Source organism: Bradyrhizobium sp. WBOS07 (assembly GCF_024585165.1).
Lineage (GTDB): Bacteria > Pseudomonadota > Alphaproteobacteria > Rhizobiales > Xanthobacteraceae > Bradyrhizobium > Bradyrhizobium japonicum_B.
This window is the reverse complement of record NZ_CP029008.1, coordinates 2,884,482-2,904,827: the sequence shown is the minus strand read 5'-3', so window position 1 is coordinate 2,904,827 and position 20,346 is coordinate 2,884,482. Positions and strand designations below refer to the sequence as shown.

Below are 20,346 nucleotides of genomic sequence, written 5' to 3'. Positions count from 1 at the left end.
CGGTCCATCCCGCGCCGCGCCAGCTATCGTGCGACCCATTAGGGTGCGTTCGAGACGGGTCGTCGCGCTCACCGCGTGAGTGCGACCTGCTTGAACGAGTGGACCAGAGCCTTTTCCAGCTTCCCATTCATTCCGCACAAGACGTTGTAGGCCTCCGCGCGGGGCATGGTCGGCTTGTAGTGCCGGTGCTCGATCAGCGCCGCGAAGATGTCCGAGATGGTCAGAATTCGTACGATGTCGCCGATGCTCTCGGCGCAGAGCGCATCGGGATAGCCGCTGCCGTCGAGGTACTCGTGATGATGGCGAACGGCATCGAGAATTTCCGGTGAAATCTTGTCGTGCCCCTTCAGAAACGCGTAGCCCGCGGCCGGATGGGTTTCGATCAGGGCCCGTTCCTCCGCATCGAGACGGCCCGGCTTGTCGAGAATGGCAAGCGGGATCTGTGCCTTGCCGATGTCGTGGAACATGGCTGCCGAGTAGAGGCGCTCCAGATCGGCTTGACCGACACCGAGGCTCAGGCCGAAGTCGATGGCGACGCCGGTCACGAGCAGGCAATGCTGGTAGGTTCCTTCGTGGTGTCGCCGTACCGTCGTCAGCCATTCCGACAGGCCTCGCTCGGTGATGCGATCGGCTATCTGGCGGCCGGCCTCCTTGGTGCCGTCGATGTCGAGGGGCTGGTCAAGGGTGACCGCAGTGAACATCGAGGCAATCGCGGTTGCCGCGGCCTCGACCGCGGTATCGGACTGTGCGGTCTCGCTCGACGAGCGATCCGCCGGATCAGACAGGGCCGCCAGCAGTCTGGGCCGGTTGATCGGACCGGACAGGACGAGCGTCGCCCCGAGCGCGTAGGCTTGCGAGATGCCGACGTGAGAGCTGTGCTCGATGATAAATATCCGCTTCGTCGCCTTGGCGAGCTTGCCAGCCCGTTTCTTGATGGCCGCGATGTTGTCGATGTCGCGCAGGTCCGCGCGGATGACGATGGCGGAAGGCACCTGCGAGAGCTTGGCTTCGGCATCCAGCCGTTCGCCGGCGACGGCGAAACGCTCCTCGAGCATCGCGCAGACGCCCGCCAGCTTCTCGGATCTGTCGGCCAGCACGTGCACGAACGGGCGGGCCGCTTCCTTCTCGCGGGTGCGGTCTCTGTCAGCGGGGCTGAGGATGGTTCGCGCGTTCTGCACGGCTTAGACCTGGACTGTCGCGGATTACGCTGTGGGTTGAATGCTCTGCCTATTTGCTCCGCACCATGGTCTGCGGAGCGGCCGACGGTGCGCTCGCCTGCTTCTTCTTGCCGTCCGCAGTCACGAAGTGAATGCCGGCTGTGGTGCCATCGATCCAGACCAGCTCGCAGCGCCGATAGGCGAGCCCGGTCGATGACAGCAGCATGAAGAATTCCTTGGCCTGAAGGACGTCCAGCGTGCCCTCGACCTCGACCTTTGCGCCTGTCTGAGACACGTCGAGCAGAACGCAGCTGCGCCGCCATGTGCCGTCGGAGCCCATCAGATTGATCGGCTGCCTGTGGTCCATCCGCACCCGCGCTGCCTTGCGGCCGTCGAATTTCATCGGCTAACCCCCGCTCTTGCGCCATGTTTTCCGCAACCATTGCCCTGGGCATTGGCGGCGATTTCCCCCCATCGCACCGTCCACTGGCTGGTGGACAGAAGCAGTGTCTCGAAAAGGTGTTGCGCGCGTTCACGCTCGGCAAAGGAAAGCCTGATGCCGTTGCGGTTGCTCAGGATGGCAAGCGTGGTCTGCCAGTTCAGCCGCGAAGCCCGGCAGGCCATGACGAGGCCCTCGCAATCGTCGTCGGTCATGACGTGCTCGACAATCTCGATGGGAGCCCCCGAAAGCAGCGACAAGGCCGTGAACAGATTGGCCGTCTCGCCGCGGATCGCGAAGCGGTTCACCGTGGAATCGTTGAGCTTGCCGATGTGGTTGAGCGCAACGATCTCCGGCCGCGCGCTTGCATAGGCGGTCGCGTTGGGCAGCTTGGGCACCGTCGGCGTCGCCGCTCGAGGAGGCGAGACGGAGGGAGCCTTCGGGTCCGCGCGGACGTTGGGATTCGGTGAGGCCGATAGCAACTTCCGCAGCACCGCATCGGGCGTGCCCGGTCTGAGCGCCAGTGCCTTCGTCAGCTCGTCATCGCTCACGCACTTTTCGACGATTGCGACGTAGGCGGCATCGGAGAGCCGTGCCCCTGCATTGCTGATCAGCGCAAGGTGGACGGCGCGGCCGCCGCGCCCGATGAGCGTCTCGGTCAATGGCGGCTCGACGAATGCGCGGGCGGCGATCGCGAGTTGCTGCCGTTCGCCGCTCGAAATCGCGATCGTTTCGAGATCGGACGTGGACAGCGCCTGCGATTTGAGCAGAACGGGGCAGGCCACGTCGGGATCGTCGTGTGAGGCAAGGCGTCGCGAGGTCTGCGGCGGAGCCACCTTGAGCTCGGCAAGCGCCCCGCCGAGCCGAACCAATGCGCCGGCCTCGACCCGCTCCGTCAACCGCAGCAGGACGCCGTCGACCACATTGGCAAGCAATTCCTGAGACCGGTCGCAGCTCCCAGTGAGCAACTGCAAAATGCCTTCGAGGATCCGGGCGCAACGGTCCAGCGGACACGTTGCGACTGCATCTTCCAACTCAACCAAAATATCCGCAGGCGAATTTGCCATCATGGCAGGGAGCCTGAATTGAAATAACTTTGACGATCCAACAGGGCTCATTGCACCCTAAGGGCGTTAACTTGAGTTTTAGGGATCGCGTATTCAGGTAGTGTGCAGCGCCGAACTCTTGAAAAACGCTATCGAAATTCGGCGAGATCCGGCATCTCGGCTTGTCCTTGCAATCGTGCCCTCGCCAACTGGCCAGGACACGTTAAGATTGATTCTCTTGGTCTGACGCAAAAATCAATGGGGAAGGGAGCCCGGCACCGCCGCCGGACGCGCGTCAATTGCGGCGCAGCGTTTCGTATCGCCATGAACAGTATTGATGACGTGCCCGGGTTGGCACCCAGAATATTTCGTTTTTCAGACGTCGACGAATTTCGGTATGCCATCCGCGGCCTGGACTTAGAATTCACGCCTTTCGTCCGGAGCATTTCGGCCGAGCAGATCATTCTGTCCTTGCCGGGCTGCGACGTGAATCTGACGACCGCATTTCCGCGCGTGGTCGACGCGCAGCTCGTCGAGAATTGCACTGCGGTCGGGTTCAACATGGACGACCTTGACGTGCCCATACGCTTCAATGGCTCGCAGCGTGCGCGTCCGGCCATCGTCATCGGCAGCGGCGGCGCGGCCTACACCATCATCGAGGAGGTGCAGCGGCAAATCGCGTCGATGATCTTCAGGCCGGAGGTGACGGACCGCGGCTGGCCAAGCGCTTCCCAGACCTTCAAGATCTTCGAAACGAGCGCGGTCGGCCTTGGCAGGTTGCGCCGTGTGGTACGTGAGGTCATGGCCGCGGCTTCAGAGCCCATCGAGGCGGCGGATCTCACCCTCAAGGCGAGAGCAATGAAGGAATCTCTGCTCGCAGCCGTCGACCACGCGCTGGAGGACGTCGTTTCGGTCCGCTGGACCCTGCGTCCCAATGACGAGCGAAACTTCAGGATATTCCGGCAGATCAGCACGCTTCTGTCCGATGATCTCTCGCAGCCGATCTACAGCGATGAGATTGCGCGCAAGCTCGGACTGTCTGTCCGCACCATGCACGACATCGTCCGCCGCTATCGCGGCATGAGCTTGCACCGTTACTTGCGCCTGCGCCGGTTGTGGCTTGTGCGCCGGCGGCTGCTCGCCGGCGCCGACAGCGTCAAGGCCGTGGCGCTCGCCTTCGGCTTCTGGCATCTCAGCGACTTCTCCCGGAGTTACCGCGACCAGTTCGGTGAGACGCCGTCGCAAACCCTGGAGCGCGGGCGCGGACGATAGTCTGACAAATCGCGTAGAGCCCGCCGCCGGTTTCGTGCTACCGTCGGACCATGAGCAATCGCATTCTTGTCCTCTACGGTTCCTACCGTTCCGACCGCATGGGCATCCGCCTTGCGAATTTCGTCATCAACGGGCTGCGTGGCCGCGGCGACGACGTCACCTTCATCGACGCCAAGGCGATCGGCCTGCCGATGCTCGACCGCATGTACAAGGAATATCCCAAGGGCGCGGCACCCGAGGCGTTGGAAAAGCTGGCCGGACAGATCCGCGGCGCCGACGGTTTCGTGTTCGTCACCGGCGAATACAATTGGGGCATCCAGCCCGGCCTGAAGAATCTCACCGACCATTTCCTCGAAGAATGGTTCTGGCGCCCGGCCGCGATCGTGAGCTATTCGGCCGGCCGGCTGTCCGGCGCGCGCGCCGCAACCGCCTGGCATGGCACGCTGTCGGAGATGGGCATGGTGGTGGTGTCGAGCACCATCGGCGTCGGCCCGATCGCGCAGACATTGTCGGCCGAGGGCGAGCCGATTGGCGAGGGCGGCAAGGCCTTGGAGCGCTCGTTCCCCCGCTTTGCCGACGATCTGACGTGGTGGATTGAAGCGGCGAAAGCGCAGCGGGCAAGGAAAGCACCGCCTTATTGATGTCGTTCGCCGGGAAGACGGTACCGTAGCCCGGATGGAGCGAAGCGCAATCCGGGATCTCGTGCGTCAACGGCACTTTCCCGGATTACGCTTCGCTCCATCCGGGCTACGAATCCGCCCCTACGCCGCCCTGACCTCGCCGAGGAAGCGGTCGAACTGTCCGGCGAGATCGCGCGACTGGGTCGAGAGCTGCTCGGCGGCGACAAGCACTTCCCGCGCGGCGGCGCCGGTGTCGTCGGCGGCACGCTGCACGCCGGAGATGTTGCTGTTGACCTCCTGGGTGCCGCGGGCGGCTTCCTGGACGCTGCGGGCGATCTCCTTGGTGGCCGAGCCCTGTTCCTCGATCGCCGCGGCAATCGCGGTGCCGATCTGGTCGATCTCGCCGATGACGTCGGCAACGTTGCGGATCGCGGCCACGGTCTCGTCGCTCGCGGTCTGGATCGCCGCGATCTGCTCGGAGATTTCGGTCGTCGCCTTGGCGGTCTGGCCCGCCAGCGATTTCACTTCGGAGGCAACCACGGCAAAGCCGCGGCCGGCATCGCCGGCGCGGGCGGCCTCGATGGTGGCGTTCAGCGCCAGCAGGTTGGTCTGCTCGGCGATGCTCTGGATAAGCGTGACGACGTCGCCGATCTTCTGTGCGCCCTCGGCCAGCGTGCGTGCGGTGTCGCCGGTGCGGCGGGCGTTGTCGACGGCGCGGGCCGCGATCTCGGTGCTTTGTGCGACCTGGCGGCCGATCTCGGAGATCGAGGAGGTCAGCTCTTCGGTGGCGCTGGCGACGGTCTGCACGTTGGTCGAGGTCTGCTCGGAGGCGGCGGCGACGACCGCGGCCTGGCTGTTGGTCTGGGCCGCCGTCGAGGTCATCGACTGCGCGGTGCTTTCCATGGTCGAGGACGCCCGCGACAGGCCGCCGACGAGCTCGCTGACCTTGGCCTCGAAGGCGCGGGTGAGCTCGTCGAGTGCCTGGGCGCGGCGCATCTTGCCGTCGCTCTCGGCCTGCTTCTCGGCCGCGAGCCGGTCGGCCTGGATCATGTTGTCCTTGAAGACCTGAACGGCCGCAGCCATCGCCCCGATCTCGTCGGAGCGCTCGGCGCCGGGAATGCCGTCCGCAACCTCGCCCTCGGCAAGCCGCGACATCCGCGTCGTCAGGTTGACGATCGGAGCGCAGACGCGGCGGCGGACCATCACGATGAGGCCGATGCTCGCGATCAGCACGGCGGCAAGGCCTGCAAGCGCGATGGTGAAGCTGGTGCGGGCGGCGGAGGAGGCGCCGGCGAGGATCTGCTCGGCATTGTCATAGAACGCGTCGCGGACCTCGATGATGGTGCTGAGGCCGCGCTGCGTCGCGGCGTAATAGGTCTCCATGTCGTGTTCGTACTTGCCGCTGATCGCACCGTCCTTGACCAGCTTGAGCTCGCGGCCGAACTCCTCGACGTAACTCGCGTTGAACTTCTCGAGCGCGGCGGCGACGTTCGCCGGCGTTGTTGGATTGCCGCGCAATTCCTGCAGCGACATCACGATCTGGTCGTTGCGGCCCTGTGAGCGGGCGATGTCGGCCTTCTCGGCGTCGGTGGCCGGTTTCTTGCCGCCGACGAGATTCTTGTGCAGGCTGGAGTTGAAGCCGCCGACGTCGCGCAACGTCATTGCGATGTTGGCGTAGCTGGCCTGGCGGTAGGCGTCGCCGTTGAGGATCGCCATGCGGCGGACCTGCTCGTTGAGCAGCGCGGTCACGCCGCTGTTGAGCAAAACGTTGTCGGCGACGATCTTCTTGGCCGCGTCCTTGCGCGCCTCGACTGGGCCTGCCAGCGCCTTGTCGATGGCCTCGCGCAGCGCGGTGAATTTCGCATTGATGCCGTCGATGTTGCTGCCGATGGCCGCGCCGTCGTCGAACGAGCCGGGCAGCTCCTTGCGCAGCGCGTTCATCTTGTCGCGGGCGCCGTTGGTCTGCTTGCGCAGCTTGTCCTGCTCGGCGAGCAGCGCCGGGTCGATGCTGGCCGGCCCATAAAGGATGTTGGTGGAAAAGCCGCGCTCGGGATTGAGGTAGCGCGGGATGTCGCTGACGGCGCGGACGATCGCCAGCCGGCCTTGCGCCTCGGTGATGCGCTCCATCGTTTGGTACCTGGTCACGGCGACGTAGACGGCGAGGCCGCCGCCCACGGTCGAGAGCGAAACGATGGCGGTGGTCAGGAGCGTACCGATTTTCATGATCTGTCCGGCAAATAACGGAGAATTATTTTGCTCGGACGATAGTTTGCCGGCGTTAATCTCGGGTTTACGCTCTGGCCGATGGGGCCGTCTCAGCAGTAGGTCGCGCTTACCGAGCCCAGCGGACCGAAATCGGCGACGTAGGTTTCCCCGGCCTTCGGTCGCAGCATACCGGTCAGCGTGCCCGTGCTGATGGTCTGGCCGGCCTTGAGACCTATGCCGGTCCGCGACAACTCGTTGGCGAGCCAGGCCAGCGGCACCAGCGGATGGTCAATCGCCTCTGCGGCGGAGCCGCGGCGCCTCTCGGCCCCGTTGCAATTGAGGATGACGTCCTGATGGGTGATGTCGCGGTCGCGCCAATCGGCAATTGCCTCTCCGAGCACGATTGTTCCCGATCCAGAGCCGTCGGCCATGATTGCTGGCATCGGTGGAAACGCAGCGTCGTGAACGAAGCGGCATTCGGCAAGCTCGATGCCGGGATGCAAGGAGGCGACGGCGTCGCCGACCTCATCCACCGAATAGGGTTTCGCGCGCGGCGGCAGGTCGGCGCCGAGCCGCGCCTGATACTCGACTTCCGGTATCGGGCTGCATTGCCTGGCGTGTTCGACGCTGGCGGGCGAGCTCTTGATCAATGGCGCGAACACTCGCCCATAGATCGGCGAGGAGATGCGAAGCTGGCGCTGGAGCCCGGACTTCATGCCGGCGATCTTCCAGCCGACGACATCCCAGCTCAGTTCTTCTTCCACCATTCGTGCGACGAGATAGGCCGTGTCGGCGTCCGGTGGCACGAGGCGCTCATCGAGGCCGCTTTGTTGCCGGCCCTCGCGGCGCAGATTGGCGAGGTGACGGGCGAGTTCGCGTTGCCGTGATGAATCCACGAGGCGTCTCCACTCTATCTTTTGGCTTGGGTGAGGGCGGCCGCGAGGACCGTCTCCAGCTCTTCTTGAACCTGATCGAGCGCATCGGCGCTGCGGTTTGCGCGGCACATGGCGACGGTGCCCTCGATCGCGGCGACGACGAGTGTTGCAAGCCGCTCGGCGCGCTCCGGAGCCAAGCCTTCGCGCAGCAAGGCTGCGCGCATGATTTGCCGCCACTCGGTGAACACGCCGTCGGCGAGAGCGAGCAGATGCTGCTGCGCCGCGTCATCGTCCTTGTCGGAGGCCTCTCCGACATAGCGGTCGACGGCGACCGCGAGCACCGGGCACCCCGCCTCGAAGCCGGTCGTCGCCAGCCGGCGGCGCCAGGACGCCACAAAAGCCCGCAAGCCGTCGATCACGCCGCGGTCGCTCATGGTCCTCTCCAGGGGAATGGACACCTCTTTGCCGGCGAAGATCACGGCTTCGGCGACCAACTGCCGTTTGCCGTCCGGAAAGTGATGACTGATCGAGCCGCGCGGCGTCGCCGTATGGCGAACGACGTCGCGCATGCTGGTGGCATTGACGCCGCGGCGGCTCATCAAGTCGGCGGCGCCGGCGATCATCTTGTCGCGGGTACTGGAGGTCATCGGAGATCCCGTGATTGGCGTTCCGGTGTAGACTATGACGCTTGACATAAGCAAGTCGGAATGAAATATGACACGTGTCATAGTCTTGGAGAGCGTCGTTTGACCATCATCACCGTGACCGCGCCTGCGGGCCGGCTCAGCCCGACGCAGCGCCGCCACCTCGCGGAAAGCCTGACCGACGCGGTGCTCGTGCCCGAGCTCGGTCAGCACGTGGCGGCCGCGCGAGCGGGCTTCCAGGTCCATTTCCACGATCTGCCCGCCGATTGCATGGCGATCGGCGGCCGGCTCTTGTCCGATCAGGACAGCCCGCGCGACATCATCGCTGTCAGGATCGCGGTGATGAATGCGGCCTGGCCGGCCGAGGTGCGCGCGGAGGTGATCCGCAACGTGCTCGCGCGGCTCGCGGAGGCATTTGGGATGCCGATCCCGGCGCCGACCTGGTGGGTCAATTTCGAGATCATCGACGAGGGAAGCTGGGGCTCGCGGGGCGGCGTGCTCTCGATCCTGCAACTGCTCGAATCCGGCGTGTTCACGTCGGAGCGGATCAGGGCGATCCGCGCGGCGGTTCAGCCGCCGGCCTGACGCGCCATCAACACCACTGACCGGTCATGGAGAGAAACGTATGAGCGAGGGACACATTCGCACCGAGGTGCATGGTTACGTTCTCAAGATCATCATCGACAACGCCGCCAAGAAGAACGCGTTCACGCCGGCGATGATGGAGCAATTGTCCGATGCGCTGACCGAGCTGCACGACAACGAGACTTACCGCGTCGGCGTCGTCTGCGCCGAGGGCAGGGATTTCACCGCGGGTCTCGACATGCCGAGATTCTTCGGCCCTTCCGCAGAGAAGCGCACCATCAAGGAAGGCAATGTCGATCCGTTCGGCCTTGCCAAGCGCTGCCGCAAGCCGGTCGTGACCGCCGTGCAAGGCATCGTGTTCACCGTCGGCATCGAGCTGATGCTCGCCGGCGACATCGTGGTAGCCGCTGCGGATGCGCGCTTCTGCCAGATGGAATCCAAGCGCGGCATCGCGCCACTGGGCGGCGCGCATTTCCGTTTCCTGTCGCGCGCGGGCTGGGGCGATGCAATGTACCATCTGTTCCTGTGCGACGAGTTCTCGGCCGAGCGCGCTCATGCGATCGGCCTCGTCCAGGAGGTCGTGCCGGCAGGCGAGCAGGTCGAGCGCGCGATGGCGCTCGCTGCCATCATCGCGCGCAATGCCCCGCTCGGCATCCAGGTCACCAAGGAAGCGGCGGCGAAATACGTTGAAGCTGGCGAGGCGGCCGCGATCGCCTACATCCCGAACATTCGCGCCCGCGTGCTCGCAAGCGCCGATGCAAAGGAAGGCATTCAATCCTTCATCGAGCGCCGTGCCGCAGTCTTCCAGGGGCGTTGATCAACGGCTTCAGGCCTGCCGGTCCAGCTGCGACAGGATCTCCAGCGTCGCGGCATCGCTCTCGCCTGCGAAATAGCGGGCGAGGGCCGCGCCGAAAATGGGCTCATCGGACACCGCGCCGAACAGCGTCATCGACGAGCGGAATTTGGCGTCGTCGGGCGCGCCGAGGATCGCGTTGATGCTCCGCCCTTGGACGGCGAGCACGAGCCCGGCGCATTCGATCAGGCGGGCCCCGAGCACGGGATGGGCGAGATAGGCCTTGGCCTCGGCGCGGGAGCCGATGGCGTAGCGCTGCGACAGGGCGCTGGAGCCGAGACCGGTAATTTGCGGGAAGACGAACCACATCCAGTGAGTCTGCTTCCGGCCCCGGGCCAGCTCGGCCTCGACGGCGCGAAAAACCGGGTCCTGGGCCCTGACGAAGCGCTCGAGATCGAAAGGATCGGTCATTGGATACCCCGGAGATGCCTTGTCGGGCCCTTGCCGGCCGCGATTATGCCTAACTTTTGGCTCCCAATGTGGTAGCTGATATAGAGTCTCCGGGTGGGGGTTGGGCCCCCCCGGGGAATCGATTTGGGGATCTGATGGTTTCCGACCGCGCTCGCGCCGAGAGGCTGTTGCCGCGCCGCCGTATAGGGCGGGCCGAGCGCGTTTTGCTGTCTCTGGCTGCCGTCGCGCTGGCGCTGGGCGCCGCCGCCTGGGTCGCGGACATCGGAGCTTCGAGCTTGAGCGATTCCAGCGCGCTGGTCTCCGCCGCCCTGCCGCCGGCCAATACCCCTTCCTTTGAGGACCGCTTCGCTTCGGCGTCCGGCAATCCGCCGGCTCGGGACCTCGGGCTGCGGACGGTGGAGCGCTCTGCCCTGAATGCGGTCCAGCTCAAGCTCCGCGACGCCAAGGCGATGCTGGCGCAGAAGCTTCAGGGCGGTGATTGGCGTTCGACCCTGACCGACGACGACCGTCACTTGACCGAGGAGGCCAGGGCCTCGCAGCATGCCGACGCCATCCCGATGCCGCGCTCGCGCCCGGTTCAGGCGGACCTCTCGGCCCAGATCGCCTCCAGCCAGGCCTATGCCGACACCACCAATCCCAGGGCCGACAACCGCAACTTCTTCGAGAAATTCAGCGACAAGATCCGGCTGGCCTCGCTGACGCCCGGCGACGGCCTGTTCGGCAAGGCGCCGGATCTCGCCGCCCTCGGCTACGATTCGCGGACCGCAGTCTATGACATCAAGGCCAAGGCGGTTTACCTGCCAAGCGGCGTCGCGCTGGAAGCCCATTCCGGCATGGGCGCGCTGATGGACGATCCCGATCATGTCGATCAGCGCATGGTCGGCGCGACCCCGCCCGCGATCTATGATCTGAAGCCGCGCGAGAAGCTGTTCCACGGCACCCGCGCGCTGCGCTTGACGCCGACCGAGGGCACCAGCGCGCTCGGCCGCGTCGGCCTTCTCACCCATGGCTACCTGCTCGGGCCCCGTGGCGATTCCAACGGCTGCGTCTCGATCAAGGAGCATGATCGTTTCCTCAAAGCCTACGACAACGGCGAGTTCAACCGCCTGGTCGTGGTGCCGAGCCTGAGCGGGGCGGCGACCGCCTCGCGGCGCGCGAGCACCGATTCCTGATATTCTTGCCTGCCAGGGCAGGGCTGCCGTTTCCCCTCCGTTAAGCCGTCATCGTCCAGAAGCAGCCCATGAGCGATCCATCAAGTTCCGAGACCCCGCTGCGTACGACGTTCAAGATCAAGCTGAACGGCGACACGCTGGCGATCGCGACTGTCGGCCAGGCCTATCAATTCCTCACCAACTTCAAGTCGGTCGAGTGGATGGAATTCCGCTCCCTGCACGAGGACGCCGTCGCGGCCCTGGAAGGCGCGGCCGGTAATGCGATGCTGGCGGTGCAGGCAACCAACGCCGTGCGCGCGCTGTTCGTCAGCGCGAAGCTGCTCTGAAGGCCTGCGGCCTTCTCCGCACGGCTTGAACTCCGCTGCAGGAACGGGCAAACGATCCGCGAAGATCGTTGCCGCAAGCCGTATGTTGAACCTTACTTTCAGGAGAGCCCATCATGAAACGCCGTACATTCCTTAAGGGCGGCGCGGTTGCCGGCGCGACGACGCTGGTTGCCGCACCTGCGATCGCGCAGAGCACGCCCGAGATCAAATGGCGCCTGACCTCGAGCTTCCCGAAGTCGCTCGATACCATCTACGGCACCGCGCAGACCTTCGCGAAATACGTCGCGGAGGCCACCGACAACAAATTCCAGATCCAGACCTTTGGGGCCGGCGAGATCGTTCCGGGCCTGCAGGCGCTCGACGCCGTCAGCACCGGCTCGGTGGAGATGGCGCAGACCCCGCTCTATTTCTACATCGGCAAGGAGCCCGCTCTGGCCTATGCCACCGGCGCGCCCTTCGGCATGAACCATCGCCATCAGGAATCGTGGTGGCACTTCGGCGGCGGCGCCGACCTCACCAACGAGGCGCTCAAGCCGTTCAAGGCCCATGCCATCCTCTGCGGCAATTCCGGCACCCAGATGGGCGGCTGGTTCCGCAAGGAGATCAAGACCGTCGACGACCTCAAGGGTCTCAAATTCCGCATCGCCGGCATGGGCGGCCACGTGCTGGCAAAGCTCGGCGTCGTCCCGCAGCAGATCGCGGGCGGCGACATCTATCCGGCGCTGGAGAAGGGCACGATCGACGCGGTCGAGTTCGTCGGTCCCTATGACGACGAGAAGCTCGGCTTCTACAAGGTCGCCAAGTACTATTACTTCCCTGGCTGGTGGGAAGGCGGCGCCATGCTGCACATGATCGTCAACGACGAGAAGTGGAATTCGCTGCCCAAGCAATACCAGGCGATCGTCAACCAGGCGGGCTCAGCCGCCGGGGCGTGGATGGTCGAGAAATACGACAGCGTGAACCCGGGCGCGCTGAAGCGGCTGATCGCGAACGGCACCGAGCTGAAAGCGTTCCCGCAGCCGGTGCTGGAGGCCTGCTACAACGCGACCCAGGACCATCTCAACGAGCTCGCCGCCAAGAGCGACCTGTTCAAGCGCACCAAGGAGAGCCACGACGCGTATATGAAGGAGCTGCTGTTCTACACGCAGATCGCGGAGAACTTCTACGACAACTATCTGCTCAGCAAGATGCGCAACAAGAGCTGACGCGAGGAGTGGGCGCGGTGTTCATGCCGCGTCCGGCTTTCGTAGGGTGGGCAAAGGCGCACTTGCGCCGTGCCCACGTTCTTTCACTTCATGGGCAATGGTGGGCACGCTTCGCTTTGCCCACCCTACGGGAATCGTGTGGTGAATTACGCGGCGCCCAATCCCAACTTCGCGTAGATCCTTCGCGCATACGCCCCGAACGCATCGGTGGTCTTCAGCGGCAGGTCGCGCGGGAAGGGCAGGTCGATTGGAAAATAATCGGCCATCTTCGCGGGTCCAGCCGTCAGCACGGCGCAGTGCGAGGACAGGAATACGGCCTCCTGGATCGAATGCGTGACAAAGATGATGGTCTTGCCGCTCTCGCGCCAGATCCGCAGCATCTCCAGGTTCATCTGCTCGCGCGTCAGCGCATCCAGCGCGCCGAACGGCTCGTCCATCAGGATCAGCTTGGGATCGTGAATGAAGGCGCGCGCGATGGCGGTGCGCTGCTGCATGCCGCCGGACAGCTGCTGCGGATATTTGTGCTCGTAGCCGGCGAGCCCGACCAGGTTGAGCAGGTCGCGCGCCCGCTCGCGCGCGGCCTTCATCGGCAGCCCGACGATCTCGGCCGGCAACAGCACGTTGTCCAGGATCGTCCGCCACTTCAGCAGCAGCGCCTGCTGGAACACCATGCCGATGTCACGGGTCGGATCGAACGGGCTGTCGGCATTGCCGATCGTCACCGTGCCGCCGTCGGCGCCGTGCAGGCCGGCCAGAATCTTCATCACCGTGGTCTTGCCGCAGCCGGACGGGCCGACCAGCGAGACGAGCTCGCCTTCCTGCACGTCCATGGTGACGTCGGACACCGCCAGGAATTCGGCGCCGCCGCTGCGATAGACCTTGCGGACGCCCTGCAGGCTGATGAAGGGGGCCGAACTCATGCCAGCCATTTGTTCAGGTTCGCGGCGACGAAGGCATCGTCGCTGAGGTCGGCGTGATCGCGCGTGACGCGGTCGATCTCCTCCTTCTGGCCGGGGCTGAGGCCCTCGTTCGGATCGAGGCACCACAGGCCTCGCATCAGGCCCTGGCGGCGCAGGACCTCGTGGCAGCCTGCGATGCAGCCGTGAAAATTGTTGGCGACATCGAAGAAGGCGCTGTTGCAGTCGGTGACCCGGGCATCGAGTGCGAGAAGTTCGGCCGGCACGCTGTCCTTGTGCCGTGCCGCCTTGCAGCGCTCGAACTGTTTGATCGCGCTCGCGGTCCATACCGACCAGTGGCCGAGCAGGCCGCCCCTGAAGTAAGTGCGGGTGGTGACGCCGTTGTCGCGCAGGTCGAAGGGCAAGGTGAGATCGAGCAGGATGTGATCGTCGTTGCCGGTGTAGAGCGCGACGCGGTCGAGCGCGCCTGCCGCCGCAACGCCGCGCAGCACATCGAGCGTCCGGTAGCGGTTGAACGGCGCGATCTTGATCGCGATGACGTTGTCGATCGAGGCGAAGCGCTGCCAGAACCGGCTCGACAGGACGACGCCGCCCACGGCCGGCTGGAGATAGAAGCCGACCAGCGGGATTTCGGCCGCGACTGCCGTGCAATGCGCGATGATCTCGTCCTCGGAGGCGCTCTTCATCGCGGCGAGGCTGAGCAGGCCGGCGTGATAGCCGATGTCGCGCGCGGTGCGGGCTTCGGTGACCGCCTGCGTTGTCGGACCGGCGAGGCCCGCAACCATCGCCAGCGGACGCCTGGTCCAGTTCGCCGCGGTCTCGGCGGCGAGCTCGAGCACGGGGCGGTAAAGGCCGACATCGCGGATCGCGAACTGCGTGGTGTGCACGCCGACTGCAAGGCCGCCTGAGCCTGCGTCGATGTAATAGCGCGTCAGCGCCCGCTGATGCTTTTTGTCGAGCTGACGTTCGGCGGTGAGCGCGAGGGGATGCGCCGGCAGCACAGTGCCCTCATTGATCAGCCTGCGGACGTCACTGTTGATCTGGCTGTGGTGCATGATGTCCTATCCGAATTCGGGGCCGGCGACGGCGAATGGGGGTTCCTCACCCGTGACGGTGGCGGGGCCGAACCGCATGCGCTGGAACGGGCGCTCGATGGTCCAGCCGGAGGCAGCCAAGCCTTCGAGGAACGCGGCTTGCGAGGCGACGGCGTCGAGCAGGAGCGGGCTGGTCTCGGAGCGCATGATGGCGTCAACCAAAGCCAGGGCTGCCGCGGCATTGTCGGCCAACAGCGGACCGATATGGCGGGCGGTACGGCCGTCGCGCACCAGCGCGATGGCGCCGTCAGTGCCGACGATGCGCGAGCCGGGACGCTGGGCGAAGGCGGAGAGAAGCGCGGTCCGGTCAAAGCCGCTCGCATGCCGATCCCGCATCGCAAGCGCATCGAGCGTCGCTAACGACAATGGCGGCGCTTCCGCTCGCGCAGGCCTCGCCAGCTTCAACCGGCGCAATTGCAGCGTCGGCGTGAACCCAAGCGGGCCGTAGACGGCAGCGCCGTCGGGCGTAGCGTCGAGCCAACTCGTCAGGCCGTTCTTCCGTGCGGTGTCAAGGCACGCATCGACGAGGCGTGTTGCAAGGCCGCGGCGGCGATGCGTTGCTGACACCAAAACCATGCTGATCCAGGCGTTGTCGCCGGAATAGGGCAGCAGGGCGGCGGTCGCGACCAGCCGCGCGCCGTCACGGATGCCGAACACGATGCCGTCGCGCAGGAAGATGCGCCAGTCCTCTTCGGTCTGATTCCAGTGCGCCTCGGTCGAGAGCGCCAGCCCCGCGATCGCGTCCTGCACGCCAAGCTTGAGGACAGGCGGGGCCTCAGTAGCGTCCATCGCGCACCTCGTATTTGGTGGGCTTGCCGAGGCTCGGCATGGCGCGCGCGACCCAATCGGCGGTCCAGGCGATCAGCTGCTCGGTATCAACTACCGGCAGGCCGAACAGCTCGACCGCTCTTGACGTATCGGTCAGCCAGGCCGTCGGCTCTTCCTTGCCCGTCAGCACCGGCGTGCGGCCGAACCTTGCGCCGAACTTTTGGGCGAGATCGCGTACCGCCAGGATCTCGTGGCCGCTGACATTGATCGGCGAGGTCGGCGTCGTGCAATGGGCGAGACAGCGCAGCGCCTGCGCGGATGCATCGCCCTGCCAGATGAAGTTGACATGGCCCAGGCTGACGTCGATCGGCGCGCCGTTGAGCACCTTCGTCGCGATGTCGTGCAGCACGCCGTAGCGCATGTCGATCGCGTAATTGAGACGGAACAGCCGCCCCGGCGTTCCAAGCTTGCGCGAGAAGTATTCGAACATGCGCTCGCGGCCTACGCAGGACTGCGCGTATTCGCCGGGTGGATTCGGCGCCATGTCCTCGGTCGAGCCCTTGCCGTCGACCGGGACGAAGGGATAGATGCAACCGGTCGAGAACGCCACGATGCGCGAGGACGGGAAGGCCTGTGCCACCAAGGCGGGCACATGCGCGTTCATCGCCCAGGTCAGTGACAGGTCGCCCTCGGCGCCGAACTTGCGGCCGGCCATGAAGACAATGTTCGGCGCCTTCGGCAGCGCCGCAATCGCCGTCTCGTCTATCAGGTCGCAATTGATCGTCTCGACCCCGCGCGCGTGCAGCCAGTCCTTCACGCCCGCGTCGCTGAAGCGGGCGACGCCGATGACGCGCCGATCCGGCGCCGCGGCTTTCGCAAGGCCCGCCAGCGTCGGGCCCATCTTGCCGGCGACGCCGAGGATCATGATGTCGCCCTCGACCTTGGCAAGGTCGTCGATCAGTGCCTGCGTCGGCCGGCACAAGAGGTCGTCGAGGGCTGCGATATCGGGGATGGTCTTCGGCAGCGTCTGGCGGGTGAGCAGCATGGATTGGGTCCTCAGGTCTGCCGTTGTCAGGTCTGTCTTGCGTCGCCGACCACGAACATGCGTTCGAGGGCCAGCACCAGGCCGTAGAGCGCGACGCCGAGCAGCGTCAGCAGCACGACCGCCATCACCATCGCGGGCGTGTCCAGCGAGGACTGCACCTGGATCATGAGGTAGCCGAGCCCGCGCTCGGAGGCGATGAATTCGCCGACGATGGCGCCGGCGACCGCCAGGATGGCACCGACCTTCATGCCGGAGAAGATGTAAGGCAGCGAGCCCGGCAGCTGGATCTTGCGGAACAGGGTCCAGCGCGAGCCGCGTAGCGATTTGACGAGATCGAGCAGATCCGGCTCGACCTCGCGCAGGCCGCGCGCGGTGGTGAGCAGGATCGGGAAGAAGCAGATGCTGAAGGCAATCAGGATGTTCGGCACGATGCCGTAGGAGAACCAGACGATGAAGAGCGGGCCGAGCGCGACCTTCGGAATCATGTTCAGCGTCACGAACAGCGGCAGCAGCATCAGGCTCAGCAGCGGCGCCCAGCTGAAGATCACGGCGAGCGCGACGCCGACGACGGCGCCGAGCGCGAAGCCGCCGAGGATCTCGACCGCCGTCACCAGCGTGTTGGCGCCCCAGGCATAGCCTGCGGTGCCCAGCGTCTGGATCGTCGCCAGCGGGGAGGGCAGGATGAATTTAGGGACCTGGAAGGCGTCGACCGCGACCTGCCAGAGCACGAGCATGGCGAGATGCACGATCAGGATGATCGCGAAGCTGCGCGGGATGCGGGCCCTGTCTCCTGCCACCGATGGCTCCCTGTTGCCGCGGCAACGCGGCCGCAGGTCGCGAGCCTAGCCGCGTTCGGGGAAAGTTTCAACCAGTTGGTTGATTATGGTCGGAGCGACTGCAGCACGAGGTCGGCGACGTGGCGGCGGCGGGCGCGGCGCTGGGCGCGGCTCGACAGGTCCTTGCCGAATATCGCCGACAGCGTCGGCGTGTTGGAAAAGAAGAAATAGGACAGGCCGGCAATGGAGATATAGAGCTGAACCGGATCGATCCCCTTGCGGAACACGCCCCCACGCACCCCTTCGTTCAGGATGTGCGATACGCTCTTCACAAGCGGGGAATGCATCGCTTCCAGCCGCGTCGAGCCGCGGACGTGGCGGGCGCCGCCGCGGTTCTCATCGTTCAAGAGAACGATGAAATCGGGGTTCGCGGCCAGATGGTCGAACGAGGCCTCGATCAGCTTGCGGATCGCCTTCTCCGGCGGCAGACCTTCGAGGTTGAGCCTGCGCTCCTGCTCGCGAATGTCCTCATAGACCCATTCCAGCACGGCGAGGTAGAGCGCGTCCTTGTCGCCGAAATAATGGTAGACGAGCTGCTTGTTGACGCCGGCCCGCTCGGCGATCTCGTCGACGCGGGCGCCGGCAAAGCCGTGCCGGGCAAACTCCTGGCGGGCCGCGGTCAGCAGCTTGTTGCGGGTGGCGACGGGATCGCGGCGCTGCGGCGCGGTGTCGCCAGATCGTTTTGCGGACATTTTCAACCAAACAGTTGACAAGTGGAGGGCGGGCTTGTTGCATTGGTATCCTCACAAGAGGAGAGCGACAAGCCGGGTCGCTGGCATGAGGAGAGATGCGATGAAGCGTTTGCAGGCGGCTGTTGTGGCCCTGATGCTCGGCTTGCCGGCGGTGCCGGCGAGCGCGGGCGAGGCGGTGAACCTGATCCTCAACTGGACGCCGACGGCCGATCACTCGCCGTATTATTACGCCAAGGCGCAGGGCTGGTACGAGAAGGCGGGGATTGATCTCACAATCGAGACCGGCAAGGGCTCCGGCGTCTCCGCCGCCAAGGTCGGCTCCGGCGGCTCGCCGTTCGGCGTCGCCGATCTCGCCACCATGTTGGTGGCCAAGAGCAAGGGCGCCGACACCGTCGCGGTGATGAGCGTCTACGCCAACACCGGGCAGACCTTCTACTGGCTGAAGAGCTACGGCGTGAACGGGGTAAAGGATTTCGCCGGCCACAAGATCGGCAATCCGCCCGGCGATGCCTCGCGCGTGATGTGGCCTGCCTTCGCCAAGGCCGCAGGCCTTGCCCCGGACTCCGTCGGCTTCGTCAATGTCGGGCCGACCGCGAAGATCGCGGCGCTGAAGAGCCACACCGTCGATATCATCAGCGACTTCTACAACGAGCACGATCTGAAGGTGATCGAGTTCGGGCCCGACCTCGGCTACGTCAATTGGAAGGACATCGGGCTCAATCCCTACGGCAATTCGCTGATCGTCAATGGCGCGTACCTGCAGAAGAATCCGAAGGTCGTGGAAGACTTCGTGCGCGTCACGCAGAAGGCCTTTGCAGCCTGCGTCGCCGACGTCACGCCGTGCCTGAAGGCGCTGCTCGACCAGGTCTCCGGGCTCGACAAGGCGAACCAGGAGCGCCAGTGGGAGCGCATCAAATTCCTGATGACGGACGAGTTCACGACGACAAAGGGTCTCGGCTGGATCGACGGCGAGCGGATGAAGAAGGATTACGAACTGGTCCAGACCTATCTCGGCATGGAGAAGCCGTTCGATGTGATGACTGCGTTCACCACCAAGATGCTGGACCCGAGCATCAAGATGGATGCGAGCAAGGTGAAGAAGTAGAGGCCTCTCTCCTCGTCATTGCGAGCGCAGCGAAGCAATCCAGACTGTCTCTGCGGAGGCAGTCTGGATTGCTTCGTCGCAAGAGCTCCTCGCAATGACGCTGTGTGAGGGGGTGGGCCTTGCTCTCTGGTGCCCCGGACGCAGCGCAGCGTCCCTTCGACGGTGCGCTGCAGAGCCGGGGCCCACTCGCCGAGAACATGACCTGGTGGAATGGGCCCCGGCTGCGCGCGGCGGTGTTGCACGCTGCAGCGCGTCCGGGACACGAGAGTGGCGCCAACCGAGCCCATGCCAGGTATTCCCACGGAGAATTAACCGACCGTTAACCATATCCGCCGCATCGTTAACCATTCAATAACAGGGAACGAGTCGGCCGTTATGGAGGCTGCAGTCAAACCTCAACGCCAAATGGTGCGCTTGCGCGGGCGCTCCTACGTGGCCTTCGTGTTTACGCCGACGGTTCCGGTGCAGGATTGGCTGCACGAGATCGACGCCACCATTGCGCGCTCGCCCGGTTTCTTTGCCGGCCGGCCCGTGGTGATCGATTTGTCCTCGGTCGATCTCAGCCAGTCCGGCATCGGCCATCTGCTCACCAGCCTGCAGGACCGCAATATCCGCGTGCTCGGCATCGAGGGCGTGGAGGAGGCGAAGCTCACGCCCATGATGCCGCCGCTGCTGTCGGGCGGGCGCAGCTGCGTGGTCGAGCCGACCGCGACGAAGAAGCCCGAGGCGAAGTCCGAGACCAAGCCGACCTTGCTGCTCGAAAACCCGGTGCGCTCGGGCCAGACCGTGATCTTCCCGGACGGCGACGTCACCATCCTGGGCTCGGTCGGCTCCGGCGCGGAGGTCGTCGCCGGCGGCTCGATCCACGTCTATGGCGCCCTGCGCGGCCGCGCCATGGCGGGCGTCAACGGGCACACCAGCGCGCGCATCTATTGCCAGAAGATCGAAGCCGAACTGCTTGCGATCGATGGGTTTTATCAGACCGCCGACGATATCGACGCCGCGCTTCGCGGTCGGCCGGCCCAGGCCTTCCTGCAGGGCAACATTATGCGAATTACCGCGCTGAACTGACCAGAAGG

The 20,346-nt window shown here is 65.2% G+C and carries 22 protein-coding genes; 9 read left to right on the top strand and 13 right to left on the bottom strand.

The window, feature by feature from the left end; translation table 11 throughout:
• Positions 1 to 68 precede the first annotated feature (68 nt).
• From DCM79_RS13680 to DCM79_RS13670, 3 genes are read right to left on the bottom strand one after another with little or no spacing between them, the layout of a single operon-like run.
• Positions 69 to 1,178: an HD-GYP domain-containing protein gene (locus tag DCM79_RS13680; protein WP_257180279.1), complete on the bottom strand. Its 1,110-nt coding sequence runs from the start codon at positions 1,176 to 1,178 to the stop codon at positions 69 to 71.
• 49 nt (positions 1,179 to 1,227) lie between these two features.
• Positions 1,228 to 1,560, bottom strand: a complete 333-nt coding sequence (locus DCM79_RS13675; RefSeq protein ID WP_257180278.1) for a PilZ domain-containing protein — start codon at positions 1,558 to 1,560, stop codon at positions 1,228 to 1,230.
• Entirely contained in the window at positions 1,557 to 2,666 is a 1,110-nt protein-coding gene (locus tag DCM79_RS13670) for a DUF2336 domain-containing protein (RefSeq protein WP_257180277.1), read from the bottom strand. Before DCM79_RS13670 ends, DCM79_RS13675 begins: the two co-directional genes overlap by 4 nt.
• 300 nt (positions 2,667 to 2,966) lie before the next feature.
• On the opposite strand from DCM79_RS13670, the gene DCM79_RS13665 reads away from it, so the two are divergent.
• Together DCM79_RS13665 and DCM79_RS13660 are read left to right on the top strand one after the other, a co-directional pair.
• Positions 2,967 to 3,914: an AraC family transcriptional regulator gene (locus tag DCM79_RS13665; RefSeq protein ID WP_257180757.1), complete on the top strand. Its 948-nt coding sequence runs from the start codon at positions 2,967 to 2,969 to the stop codon at positions 3,912 to 3,914.
• A 50-nt stretch (positions 3,915 to 3,964) separates the two neighbouring features.
• A complete protein-coding gene (locus tag DCM79_RS13660) occupies positions 3,965 to 4,555 on the top strand; it encodes an NADPH-dependent FMN reductase (RefSeq protein WP_257180276.1) in 591 nt (196 codons plus the stop codon).
• A gap of 120 nt (positions 4,556 to 4,675) precedes the next feature.
• Here the strand turns inward: DCM79_RS13660 and DCM79_RS13655 are convergent, their stop codons facing one another.
• From DCM79_RS13655 to DCM79_RS13645, 3 genes are all read right to left on the bottom strand, one after another.
• A complete protein-coding gene (locus DCM79_RS13655) occupies positions 4,676 to 6,757 on the bottom strand; it encodes a methyl-accepting chemotaxis protein (RefSeq protein WP_257180275.1) in 2,082 nt (693 codons plus the stop codon).
• Between the two features lie 92 nt (positions 6,758 to 6,849).
• Positions 6,850 to 7,635: a 2-keto-4-pentenoate hydratase gene (locus tag DCM79_RS13650; RefSeq protein WP_257180274.1), complete on the bottom strand. Its 786-nt coding sequence runs from the start codon at positions 7,633 to 7,635 to the stop codon at positions 6,850 to 6,852.
• Between the two features lie 14 nt (positions 7,636 to 7,649).
• On the bottom strand, positions 7,650 to 8,237 hold the full coding sequence (locus DCM79_RS13645) for a TetR/AcrR family transcriptional regulator (protein WP_257180273.1): 588 nt from the start codon (positions 8,235 to 8,237) through the stop codon (positions 7,650 to 7,652).
• A gap of 123 nt (positions 8,238 to 8,360) precedes the next feature.
• Between DCM79_RS13645 and DCM79_RS13640 the strand changes: the two genes are divergently transcribed.
• Positions 8,361 to 8,843: a tautomerase family protein gene (locus DCM79_RS13640; RefSeq protein WP_257180272.1), complete on the top strand. Its 483-nt coding sequence runs from the start codon at positions 8,361 to 8,363 to the stop codon at positions 8,841 to 8,843.
• A 40-nt stretch (positions 8,844 to 8,883) separates the two neighbouring features.
• Positions 8,884 to 9,660, top strand: coding sequence for a crotonase/enoyl-CoA hydratase family protein (locus DCM79_RS13635; protein WP_257180271.1), 777 nt, complete (start codon positions 8,884 to 8,886; stop codon positions 9,658 to 9,660).
• Between the two features lie 9 nt (positions 9,661 to 9,669).
• Here DCM79_RS13635 and DCM79_RS13630 read toward each other — a convergent pair whose 3' ends face one another.
• Complete coding sequence (locus DCM79_RS13630; protein WP_257180270.1) at positions 9,670 to 10,107, bottom strand: DUF1810 domain-containing protein; 438 nt, start codon at positions 10,105 to 10,107, stop codon at positions 9,670 to 9,672.
• A 203-nt stretch (positions 10,108 to 10,310) separates the two neighbouring features.
• On the opposite strand from DCM79_RS13630, the gene DCM79_RS13625 reads away from it, so the two are divergent.
• From DCM79_RS13625 to DCM79_RS13615, 3 genes are all read left to right on the top strand, one after another.
• A complete protein-coding gene (locus DCM79_RS13625) occupies positions 10,311 to 11,279 on the top strand; it encodes a DUF2778 domain-containing protein (RefSeq protein ID WP_257180269.1) in 969 nt (322 codons plus the stop codon).
• A gap of 68 nt (positions 11,280 to 11,347) precedes the next feature.
• Positions 11,348 to 11,605: a hypothetical protein gene (locus DCM79_RS13620; protein ID WP_024338019.1), complete on the top strand. Its 258-nt coding sequence runs from the start codon at positions 11,348 to 11,350 to the stop codon at positions 11,603 to 11,605.
• A 113-nt stretch (positions 11,606 to 11,718) separates the two neighbouring features.
• Positions 11,719 to 12,810: a TRAP transporter substrate-binding protein gene (locus DCM79_RS13615; RefSeq protein WP_257180268.1), complete on the top strand. Its 1,092-nt coding sequence runs from the start codon at positions 11,719 to 11,721 to the stop codon at positions 12,808 to 12,810.
• A gap of 146 nt (positions 12,811 to 12,956) precedes the next feature.
• On the opposite strand, the gene DCM79_RS13610 is transcribed toward DCM79_RS13615, so the two are convergent.
• The 6 genes from DCM79_RS13610 to DCM79_RS13585 all read right to left on the bottom strand — a co-directional run bounded on the left by DCM79_RS13610 (position 12,957) and on the right by DCM79_RS13585 (position 18,162).
• Positions 12,957 to 13,739, bottom strand: a complete 783-nt coding sequence (locus DCM79_RS13610) for an ABC transporter ATP-binding protein (RefSeq protein ID WP_257180267.1) — start codon at positions 13,737 to 13,739, stop codon at positions 12,957 to 12,959.
• Positions 13,727 to 14,782, bottom strand: a complete 1,056-nt coding sequence (locus DCM79_RS13605; RefSeq protein WP_257180266.1) for a dihydrodipicolinate synthase family protein — start codon at positions 14,780 to 14,782, stop codon at positions 13,727 to 13,729. Before DCM79_RS13605 ends, DCM79_RS13610 begins: the two co-directional genes overlap by 13 nt.
• Positions 14,783 to 14,788: 6 nt before the next feature.
• Entirely contained in the window at positions 14,789 to 15,610 is an 822-nt protein-coding gene (locus DCM79_RS13600; RefSeq protein ID WP_257180265.1) for a GNAT family N-acetyltransferase, read from the bottom strand.
• A complete protein-coding gene (locus DCM79_RS13595; protein WP_257180264.1) occupies positions 15,597 to 16,634 on the bottom strand; it encodes an NAD(P)-dependent oxidoreductase in 1,038 nt (345 codons plus the stop codon). Before DCM79_RS13595 ends, DCM79_RS13600 begins: the two co-directional genes overlap by 14 nt.
• Before the next feature lie 26 nt (positions 16,635 to 16,660).
• Complete coding sequence (locus DCM79_RS13590; protein WP_257180263.1) at positions 16,661 to 17,431, bottom strand: ABC transporter permease; 771 nt, start codon at positions 17,429 to 17,431, stop codon at positions 16,661 to 16,663.
• A gap of 83 nt (positions 17,432 to 17,514) precedes the next feature.
• Entirely contained in the window at positions 17,515 to 18,162 is a 648-nt protein-coding gene (locus DCM79_RS13585) for a TetR/AcrR family transcriptional regulator (protein ID WP_257180262.1), read from the bottom strand.
• A gap of 100 nt (positions 18,163 to 18,262) precedes the next feature.
• Here DCM79_RS13585 and DCM79_RS13580 point away from each other — a divergent pair, with 100 nt between their 5' ends.
• Positions 18,263 to 19,267, top strand: coding sequence for an ABC transporter substrate-binding protein (locus DCM79_RS13580; protein WP_257180261.1), 1,005 nt, complete (start codon positions 18,263 to 18,265; stop codon positions 19,265 to 19,267).
• Between the two features lie 375 nt (positions 19,268 to 19,642).
• Complete coding sequence (gene minC / locus DCM79_RS13575) at positions 19,643 to 20,338, top strand: septum site-determining protein MinC (RefSeq protein WP_257180260.1); 696 nt, start codon at positions 19,643 to 19,645, stop codon at positions 20,336 to 20,338.
• Positions 20,339 to 20,346 lie beyond the last annotated feature (8 nt).

Bases quoted from the DNA above. Each gene is read 5' to 3' on its own strand.
- DCM79_RS13630 (WP_257180270.1), bottom strand. From the start codon at position 10,107: ATGACCGATCCTTTCGATCTCGAGCGCTTCGTCAGGGCCCAGGACCCG.
- DCM79_RS13635 (WP_257180271.1), top strand. From the start codon at position 8,884: ATGAGCGAGGGACACATTCGCACCGAGGTGCATGGTTACGTTCTCAAG.
- DCM79_RS13580 (WP_257180261.1), top strand. From the start codon at position 18,263: ATGAAGCGTTTGCAGGCGGCTGTTGTGGCCCTGATGCTCGGCTTGCCG.
- DCM79_RS13670 (WP_257180277.1), bottom strand. From the start codon at position 2,666: ATGATGGCAAATTCGCCTGCGGATATTTTGGTTGAGTTGGAAGATGCA.
- DCM79_RS13660 (WP_257180276.1), top strand. From the start codon at position 3,965: ATGAGCAATCGCATTCTTGTCCTCTACGGTTCCTACCGTTCCGACCGC.
- DCM79_RS13595 (WP_257180264.1), bottom strand. From the start codon at position 16,634: ATGCTGCTCACCCGCCAGACGCTGCCGAAGACCATCCCCGATATCGCA.
- DCM79_RS13620 (WP_024338019.1), top strand. From the start codon at position 11,348: ATGAGCGATCCATCAAGTTCCGAGACCCCGCTGCGTACGACGTTCAAG.
- DCM79_RS13675 (WP_257180278.1), bottom strand. From the start codon at position 1,560: ATGAAATTCGACGGCCGCAAGGCAGCGCGGGTGCGGATGGACCACAGG.
- minC (WP_257180260.1), top strand. From the start codon at position 19,643: ATGGAGGCTGCAGTCAAACCTCAACGCCAAATGGTGCGCTTGCGCGGG.
- DCM79_RS13645 (WP_257180273.1), bottom strand. From the start codon at position 8,237: ATGATCGCCGGCGCCGCCGACTTGATGAGCCGCCGCGGCGTCAATGCC.
- DCM79_RS13615 (WP_257180268.1), top strand. From the start codon at position 11,719: ATGAAACGCCGTACATTCCTTAAGGGCGGCGCGGTTGCCGGCGCGACG.
- DCM79_RS13665 (WP_257180757.1), top strand. From the start codon at position 2,967: ATGAACAGTATTGATGACGTGCCCGGGTTGGCACCCAGAATATTTCGT.
- DCM79_RS13655 (WP_257180275.1), bottom strand. From the start codon at position 6,757: ATGAAAATCGGTACGCTCCTGACCACCGCCATCGTTTCGCTCTCGACC.
- DCM79_RS13610 (WP_257180267.1), bottom strand. From the start codon at position 13,739: ATGGCTGGCATGAGTTCGGCCCCCTTCATCAGCCTGCAGGGCGTCCGC.
- DCM79_RS13600 (WP_257180265.1), bottom strand. From the start codon at position 15,610: ATGGACGCTACTGAGGCCCCGCCTGTCCTCAAGCTTGGCGTGCAGGAC.
- DCM79_RS13605 (WP_257180266.1), bottom strand. From the start codon at position 14,782: ATGCACCACAGCCAGATCAACAGTGACGTCCGCAGGCTGATCAATGAG.
- DCM79_RS13585 (WP_257180262.1), bottom strand. From the start codon at position 18,162: ATGTCCGCAAAACGATCTGGCGACACCGCGCCGCAGCGCCGCGATCCC.